We start from the raw sequence: 8,216 nt of genomic DNA, 5'->3' as shown, positions 1-8,216 counted from the left end.
GAATTATTAGATACTATTTTAGTTAACGGCACAATAACCACATTGTTTCAGCCTCTGTTTGATACCAGTAACCAGACCATTCTGGGTTATGAAGCACTCAGTAGAGGGCCGAAAAATAGCGCGTTAGAAATGCCTAATGCACTGTTTCAGGCGGCTCATCAACACGGTTTACTCTCTGAGCTTGAGCTGCTGTGCCGCTCTAAAGCGATTGAAAACTTTGTGCATTTACAGCTACAAGGCAAATTGTTTTTAAATGTTAGCCCTAAAACGTTACTTGACCCGAGCCACCCTAAAGGTGAAACGCTGCATTTGATCAAGCAATTTGGTTTAGCTGCTAATCGCGTGGTAATCGAAGTGACAGAGCAAGAGCGGGTAGAGGATGAATTTTTATTACAAAAAACGCTCGAACATTACCGTTCTTTGGGCTTTACGATTGCCATAGATGACTTGGGCGCGGGGTATTCTGGGTTAAAACAATGGTCAGAACTGTGCCCTGACTTTGTGAAAGTCGACCGTTATTTTATTGACCATTGTGATAAAAGTGCGGTTAAAAAACAGTTTTTAACGTTAATCATTGCGTTGGCTAAAGCAACCAATACGGCGGTCATTGCCGAGGGTATTGAACGGACTGCAGAGCTCTCTGTATTAGCCGAGTTGGGTATTAAATATGTACAAGGCTTTTTACTAGAACGACCCAATAAGCAGCCAAGTTATGCTGCTACCGCAAGGCAAGTTCAAGCGCTTAGCTGTGCCACTAATAGCAGCAAGTTAAATAACTCCATGGCGATTGGTTGGCTGGCGATTGCGCAACCGGCAATCGACAGTGGCACCAGCTGCAAAGACGCCCATGCGCTCTTTGAGCAAGATAAATCTATGGTTAGTCTGGCAGTGGTGAATTCGCAGTACCAGCCAGTTGGTTTACTGCATAAAGAGCAACTTAGTGACGTATTTGCAGCGGCCTATGGCCATGCCTTGTATGACAAGCGTGCGGTGACGGTGATTATGGATGAACACCCTTTAGTGGTAGACGAAAACCAGCTGTTAGATCATGTTAGCCAGCAAATCACCGGTGACGACTTTGATATTCGCCGCCATATAGTGATCACACGTGGGCAGCAGTATTTAGGCCTAGTACCACTACGCAATATATTAAAGCATATTACCGATGAAAAAATTCGTCATGCGCAGCATGCAAACCCACTCACTATGTTGCCCGGAAATGTGGCGATAAACGACGCCATTGAGCAACGATTAGCCGCTCAACAAGCATTCTCCATCGCGTATTTAGATTTGAACCATTTTAAACAATTTAATGATTTATTTGGTTATGCCAGTGGCGATAGTGTCATTAAGCTATTAGCCGCCATTACACAAAAGGCGTGTAACAACACCCGCAGCTTTGTTGGTCATATTGGCGGCGATGACTTTATGGTGCTGTTTGACGAGCATGATGCGGTTACCGTGTGCGAGCATATTATTCATCAATTTGAGCTGCAGTCGCAGCAATACTTTAGCCGTGAAGAAATTAACAATAACGGTTACTGGGCTACCAATCGAGCTGGGCAGCAGCAATTTGTGCCCTTGCTAACACTGGCAATAGGTTTAGTCACTCCCGATTTAGGGCGCTGTAAAAGCAGTCATCAGGTGGCGGCATTGGCCAGCGATGCTAAACAGTCAGCCAAACGCTGTGCTCATAGCTATTTGTTTGTATGCCAGCGAAGTAAGCCATTGAATGCAGCTATGCGCTTAGTACAACACGCGGTGTAAGTACACAGCTTTAAGCGCTATGTGATGATAAACATGAGCTTTCTAGCGGGTTAGGTGCTTTACGTACTGCGTATCAAACAACCTATATTAACAGCTCTCTGGTATTATTTTGCCTTGAGGATTAGCCTGTTTGACGATTAGCATTGTGAAAGGTGGGATTTAGGCAACAAAAAAGGAGCCTCAGCTCCTTTTCTATTAACCATGCTCGTTATATTAACGTAGTAGTGACTCAGTTAATACAGGGCGAATTTCGCGAATAATGGCTTGGGTTAGTTTCGGTGCGCCACAAATAACGTTGCCGCTATTGTTGTAGTTTACGCCGCCAGCAAAGTCTACCACCATACCACCGGCTTCTTTTACCAATAACTCGCCAGCTGCAGTATCCCAAGGTTTTAAGCCAATTTCGAAAAAGCCATCAACGCGGCCCGCTGCAACATACGCCATATCAAGTGCTGCAGAGCCGGCACGACGAATATCAGCAGTATGAATAAATAACGCTTTAAATGCTTCAGAGTATGCATCTAGGTGTTGTTTTTGCTTGAAAGGGAAGCCTGTTGCTAACACTGAACCGCGTAACTCAACCGTTTTTGAAACGCGTAAACGTTTGCTATTAAGTTGAGCACCTTGACCGCGAGACGCAGTGAAAAGCTCACCACGAATTGGATCATAAATAACGGCTTGGTCTAAACGACCTTTTACTTTAAGTGCGATAGAAACCGCGAAATGAGGAATACCTTTGATGAAATTTGTAGTGCCATCAAGAGGGTCAACAATCCATTGGTAATCTGCATCCTTACCTTTGTGCTCACCTAACTCTTCACCCACAATACAGTGGTCAGGGTAAGAACGTAAAATAGTATCACGGATTGCGGCTTCGGCTTCTTTATCAATATTAGTGACTAAGTCGTTAGTGCCTTTTTGTTGCACTTCAACTTTTGATAAATCTTCACTGGCGCGAAGTATAATTTTGCCTGCGTTACGCGCAGCGCGAACCGCAATGTTTAACATTGGATGCATGGTATTACCTTTGGGTTGTAAAAGAACGTTTATATATTTAAGCCGGCATATTTTAGCGACTTTTGCCATAAAGTAAACAATAAAGCCCAAATAGTTTTGCTTGTTTCTTATACAGTGCTGTTTAAGATCAGGCAGCGGCGAATAACTTTGATGTAAAAGTAGCGCCTTGCGTAATTTTATCGCGTATCAGTACTTTGCTAGTTTGCATTGTATTGCCATATAGCACCAGCAAGAAATTAACTGCGTACTGACTGAGGTGTTTAACCTGCCTAAAAGGTAACTCTGCCGCCAGCTGCAGCGTGGCCATAATTATAAATTAACGGCTCGAATGCTGTTTCTGCTGATCACTAGTTGATTGTTTAGCGATTCTCGCTATTGAGAAACTTTTACCGACACAACGGTAAAAAGTTACTAAGTGCTGTTTTTCATACCTTACCACTTACCCACTAAGTTGTTGATTTTATTTATTAATTAAAGTTGGCCTAAAGTTGGCATTAGCTCAGATGTCTTAAATCAAAAGGAGAAGGATTATGAAAACATTTAATAAGTCGATTATTGCCGCCTTAGTACTAGGTACCACTGCTATGGGTGCTCAAGCGGGTAGTTGGGAAAATGAAAGTAAAGATGCTTGGATTGATGGCAAGGCTGAAACTGTGCTTCTGATGAACACGAATTTAAATAACTTTGACATAAACACTGATGTAAAAAATGGCAATGTTATCCTCACCGGTAAAGTAAGCAGTGAGCTTGATAAAGAACTTGCCGAAGAGCTGGTATTGAGTCTCGACGGTGTAACAGGCGTTGATAACCAACTTAGTGTTGTACACAAAAAGCACGCTAAGAAGCACGATGACGATATGGCCGATCACGCAGAGAGTGACTTAACCGATGCTAAAATTACCACAGTGATCACTACGCGTTATTTATTTAACTCAGAAGTGGGTGGCACAAATATCGACGTAGACACTGACAACGGAGTCGTGACACTTAACGGTACCGTGAATTCAGATGCTGAGAAACAATTAGCAGTAGAAATTGCAAAAAATGCTAAAAGCGTGCGCAAAGTTATCGATAATCTAACCATTGTTGCTAAATAATACTATCATTGTATATAAAGCCCAGTACTGCTGGGCTTTTTGCTAATCATTAAGGAGAGAGTTTATGGATATTATTCGTATTATTTTATCTATCTTGTTGCCACCACTGGGCGTGTTTTTACAAGTAGGGTTAGGATTGCACTTCTGGATTAATATCCTACTAACGCTATTAGGCTATTTCCCTGGGGTGATCCATGCAATTTATATCATTGCAAAAAAGTAACCCTTTATGAAGCGCAATTTATAACTAAATCAACGAATTACAATAACATGAAATAGACTGGCAATGAGGCTGAACAAGTGCCTGGTTATAAGGCCAATGAGATGAATAATTTTGTGATACGTTACTTTTAATATATAAATTGCGCTCACTTAAGCCGATACGTGCACTTTGTTTAAGTGAGTTATACGCCGCTTTACTCTGATAAATTTATTATCCCTTCAGCTAAAAGACCACAATTTAAGCAGTTAGACCATTGATTGTTAAAATAAAGGCTTTTGCTAGTGACAAGCACTAAAAAAGTTTTTATACTGCAACCCGCTTTAGTCGCTCTGTGGCTAAACGCATCAAAAAGTAACTGTATTTAGTTATACAAAAAGTGGCCCCTTAGCTCAGTTGGTTAGAGCACACGACTCATAATCGTTAGGTCCGCAGTTCAAGTCTGCGAGGGGCCACCATTTTTCAATACTTCCATCGCAAACCCTTAATAAATCAATGTAGTTCCACTTTAAGCTTGATGAACTTTTTTATTTCAGTACATAGTTTTTCACGCAAGTAATAAGCCTGTTGTAACTGCTGCGATATAAAAAAAGCCCCATTCGGGACTTTTAAACATTACTTGGTATCCGCTTTATAGAATACTTTTCAACACTCTTAAACTAGCGTTAGTTTTTACGATAGATTTCTTGATCAACGTCGTGAATATTTACGCTTAAGCTGTCTGATGCTCTGCAATAGGTTTCTAAACACGCCAGTAGTTGCTCACTTAACGCCTGCTTTTGTTCAATAGAACGCCCTGCTAACAGGTGTACCGCGATATGGATAAAGCCAGATTTCCCTGCACCCAGCTGATATTGCTGATAGGCAATAGCGCGTGTTTTTATGCTATCTAGATTAAATAAATTACTTTGAAAGGCGGCGCTATGAATTTTTTCAACTAGCACTTGTGGTAGTACGGGAAGATCTTCAGAGTGTTCAATAATAATGTGCGGCATTAGGCGTTCCTATTATGAGTTACTACTTGCGAGTCTTTTATTATACCAAATAGCGCGCTGGTCGCTAACCCCTTGCAACATTGAATTCGCTTCTTTTTGCTTAATCGCTATTACCTTTAAATAGCTATTAGCTGGGCTAAAGTCAGCACCAGGTAAACACTGTTTATTTTTTATAAAGTGTGTTTTGCTGTTGTAAATACTTTAGTATAGAAACATACAGGGTACACTTTTTAGTTTGTTGGAGAGCAGAATGAAGTATTTAAAAGTTAGCGCGTTACTTGCAGTTGTGGCAACGTTAACGGCATGCTCAGATGATGTGGCCTCGGTTAGTTTAGGGCTATTTACCACTAAAGATGTCATAGTCAACGCGCAGCAAGATCCCTTGGTCAAAGGGGTAACCTGTCATATTAGTCATATCGAGGCTAATTTAGACTTTTCTGATCCGTCTGATATGTCTATATCGTGTCGTCAAACGGGGCCTATTACCGCCGACCAATTACAAGCCATCGATCGCAGCAAGTCGGGAGAAGTGGTCTTTAAGTCGTCAAAAAGTATTTTATTTAAATCATTAAAAGTACGCCGTATATACGATGCTAAAACGCATACCTTGTTATATTTATCGTACTCTACAAAAGAGTCGACCGGCAGTCACCATCATGCCTTATCAACGGTGCCGCTGTATAACACTAAAGCGTGGCAATGGGCGCAGGAACAAGAATAACCACAGAGTAGATTATGTTAGCTTTCTTTAAATCTAAGCCGTTATTGGCAGAGCAAGAGCAGCAATGGCTGATAGATACCTTTATTTGGGCGGTCGAAAATTTTGATGCTGAGTTTTTTACCCAGCATACTAAAGTGGTGCTACCCACCCTGGCGTTCTTCCCCGATCAGGTAACCAGTATTGAAGAAATGGCGAGTAAAGTCTTTACTCGGGTTACTGAACACGCAGGCATGACAGCCTGGCCTCTGCAATTAGTTGCGCCACAACAATTAACCCCACAAACTTTCCCTGCGTTTAAATTTACTGGCTCCTTGCGGGGTAAGGACAGCCAGTTAGTGGTGCCCCCCAGTCAGGCTATTAATGTGTCATTTAATCCTAATCAGGTAAATCAGCCGCAAGATTTAGTTGCCAGCTTTGCCGGTACATTGGCGACTATATTGATTCACCATGTAGGCGTGTTACCACCCGGCGGGAAAGACTATTTACCGCAAGCGGCCGATGCATTGGCGTGTTTTTTAGGTTTTGGGGTGATGATGAGCAATACCGTGTATCAATTTAAGGGCGGCTGTGGCTCGTGTTATAACCCTTACGCTAACCGCGCAGCATCATTAAGTGAAACACATACGGTATTTATGCATGCGTTGGTGAGCTACTTTAAGCAAGAGAGCGACTCTAAAAAACATTTAAAGCCGCACTTACGCAGCCAATTTAAACACGCACAAAAACAGATTAAACGCTTAGTGAGCAATTCCGCGCACCCTTTGTTACTCGCGTACGCACCAACTTAGCAGAGACTGAAGTGAATTACTTAGACGAATTTATGCTCATTGCGATTGCTCACTTTTTTGCTGTTGCCAGCCCAGGGCCCGACTTTGCTGTGGTTTTAAAACAAAGTGTACAGCAAGGGCGTGTAAATGCACTGTGGACCAGTGCGGGAGTGGGCGCCGCCATTTTAGTGCATATTAGCTATTGTGTGTTAGGGGTGGCGGTTATTTTGGCCCAGTCGCCGAGTGTGTTTATAACGCTTAAATATGTGGCGGGTGTGTACTTAGCGTATTTAGGCATACAGGCGCTTAAAGCAGCTAAACCGACAGCGCCGCCAACGGGGATTGAGAATATTACCGTGCCAGCAGAGTCGGCTTGGTGTGCTGCGCGTCGTGGTTTTTTAACCAACGCTTTAAACCCCAAAGCCACACTGTTTTTTATGTCGTTATTTACCCTCGTTATCAGTGCCACCACCCCAATCACGGTTCAAATAGGCTATGGCGTGTATATGGCACTGGCCACATGGGCATGGTTTTCAATGCTGGCACTGCTGCTTTCTAAAGCCGCAGTACGAGGCTTTTTTCAACACTGGGGTTATTGGTTCGACCGTGCTATAGGGGTGGTATTAATTGCCCTTGCAATACGTGTGGTCGTGTAACGCAAGTGCTAAAAATTTAGGAGTAGAAATGCCGTTATATAATTTTTCGTTTGGTTCTAACATGTCATCTAATCGCTTATTGGCGCGGCTACCGAATGCTAAACGTATTGGTACCGCCACCCTCAAAGGTTATCAGTTAACGTTTAATATGGCGTTTTCGGATGGTTCAGGTAAATGCACCATAGTACCTAGTGATGCCCCCGATGCCATAGTATATGGAGTGGTGTACGAGTTAAATGAAGCCGAAAAAGCGATTTTAGATGAGATAGAAGGGCCAAATTACGACTGTGTCGATATAGAAGTAATGCTGTTAAATCAGCAGTCTATAAAGGCGCATTGCTATATTGCGAATGCACTGGACGATAACTTATTGCCGTATGATTGGTATGTAAAGCATGTTTATCGTGGTGCGCTAGAAGCCGGCGTGCCTAAGCATTATAGTGATTTAATTTTAAGCTACCCTAATAAGCCCGATAGCAACCAAGCTCGCGCTGAGGTGGAATTTGCGCTGCATCAAAAATAATAACAAAGAGGAATAACAATGAGGTTTACAAAACTTGCCGCTATGACTTTGTTGGCGGGTGCCAGCTTTGCAAGTTGGGCACAAGTCGACAGCAATAAAATAGAACAGGTGATCAGCAATTCAATGGCGCGCTTTGATGTGCCTGGGATGGCGGTGGCGATTGTGCAAAACGATAACGTCGTTTTTGCTAAAGGTTTTGGAGTGGCTAATTTAGACACGGGAAGCGCGGTTAACAAAAACACCTTGTTTGGTATTGCGTCTAACACTAAGGCCTTTACCAGCGCAGCACTGGCAATGTTAGTTGATCAAGGAAAATTAAGCTGGGATGACCGCGTAATTGACCATCTGCCTGAATTTCAGTTATATGATGCCTATGTAACACGCGAGATGCGTATTCGTGACTTGTTAAGTCATCGTAGTGGCTTAGGACTTGGTCAAGGCGACTTGATGATT

The 8,216-nt window shown here is 42.7% G+C and carries 10 protein-coding genes and 1 tRNA gene; 9 read left to right on the top strand and 2 right to left on the bottom strand.

Annotated elements, in window-relative coordinates:
- Positions 1-1,767 (top strand): bifunctional diguanylate cyclase/phosphodiesterase (locus ABYB02_RS11785; protein ID WP_372762643.1); only part of this gene is annotated, 1,767 nt, incomplete at its 5' end.
- Between the two features lie 213 nt (positions 1,768-1,980).
- Here ABYB02_RS11785 and suhB read toward each other — a convergent pair.
- Positions 1,981-2,784, bottom strand: coding sequence for an inositol-1-monophosphatase (suhB, locus tag ABYB02_RS11780; protein WP_372762642.1), 804 nt, complete (start codon positions 2,782-2,784; stop codon positions 1,981-1,983).
- A 530-nt stretch (positions 2,785-3,314) separates the two neighbouring features.
- On the opposite strand from suhB, the gene ABYB02_RS11775 reads away from it, so the two are divergent.
- The 3 genes from ABYB02_RS11775 (at position 3,315) to ABYB02_RS11765 (ending at position 4,559) form a co-directional block, all read left to right on the top strand.
- Entirely contained in the window at positions 3,315-3,881 is a 567-nt protein-coding gene (locus ABYB02_RS11775; RefSeq protein ID WP_372762641.1) for a BON domain-containing protein, read from the top strand.
- A gap of 64 nt (positions 3,882-3,945) precedes the next feature.
- The gene (locus ABYB02_RS11770) at positions 3,946-4,104 is read left to right on the top strand and encodes a YqaE/Pmp3 family membrane protein (RefSeq protein WP_372762640.1); all 159 of its coding nucleotides are present in this window, start codon (positions 3,946-3,948) and stop codon (positions 4,102-4,104) included.
- Positions 4,105-4,482: 378 nt separating this feature from the next.
- A tRNA-Ile gene (locus tag ABYB02_RS11765) sits at positions 4,483-4,559 on the top strand.
- A gap of 207 nt (positions 4,560-4,766) precedes the next feature.
- Here ABYB02_RS11765 and ABYB02_RS11760 read toward each other — a convergent pair.
- Positions 4,767-5,096 (bottom strand): 5-carboxymethyl-2-hydroxymuconate Delta-isomerase, encoded by a 330-nt coding sequence (locus tag ABYB02_RS11760; RefSeq protein WP_372762639.1) that lies wholly within the window; start codon positions 5,094-5,096, stop codon positions 4,767-4,769.
- 250 nt (positions 5,097-5,346) lie between these two features.
- Between ABYB02_RS11760 and ABYB02_RS11755 the strand changes: the two genes are divergently transcribed.
- From ABYB02_RS11755 to ABYB02_RS11735, 5 genes are all read left to right on the top strand, one after another.
- Positions 5,347-5,817 carry a CreA family protein gene (locus ABYB02_RS11755; protein ID WP_372762638.1) on the top strand — a complete coding sequence of 157 codons (471 nt, stop codon included), beginning with the start codon at positions 5,347-5,349 and terminating at the stop codon, positions 5,815-5,817.
- 14 nt (positions 5,818-5,831) lie between these two features.
- Positions 5,832-6,605, top strand: a complete 774-nt coding sequence (locus ABYB02_RS11750) for a hypothetical protein (protein ID WP_372762637.1) — start codon at positions 5,832-5,834, stop codon at positions 6,603-6,605.
- Between the two features lie 11 nt (positions 6,606-6,616).
- Positions 6,617-7,240, top strand: a complete 624-nt coding sequence (locus ABYB02_RS11745) for a LysE family translocator (protein WP_372762636.1) — start codon at positions 6,617-6,619, stop codon at positions 7,238-7,240.
- 28 nt (positions 7,241-7,268) lie between these two features.
- Entirely contained in the window at positions 7,269-7,763 is a 495-nt protein-coding gene (locus tag ABYB02_RS11740; protein WP_372762635.1) for a gamma-glutamylcyclotransferase family protein, read from the top strand.
- Positions 7,764-7,781: 18 nt separating this feature from the next.
- Positions 7,782-8,216, top strand: a 435-nt coding sequence (locus ABYB02_RS11735) for a serine hydrolase domain-containing protein (RefSeq protein WP_372762634.1), incomplete at its 3' end; no start/stop codon positions are given.

The organism is Pseudoalteromonas sp., from assembly GCF_041613455.1.
GTDB lineage: Bacteria > Pseudomonadota > Gammaproteobacteria > Enterobacterales > Alteromonadaceae > Pseudoalteromonas.
This window is presented reverse-complemented; position numbering and strand designations above follow the sequence as displayed.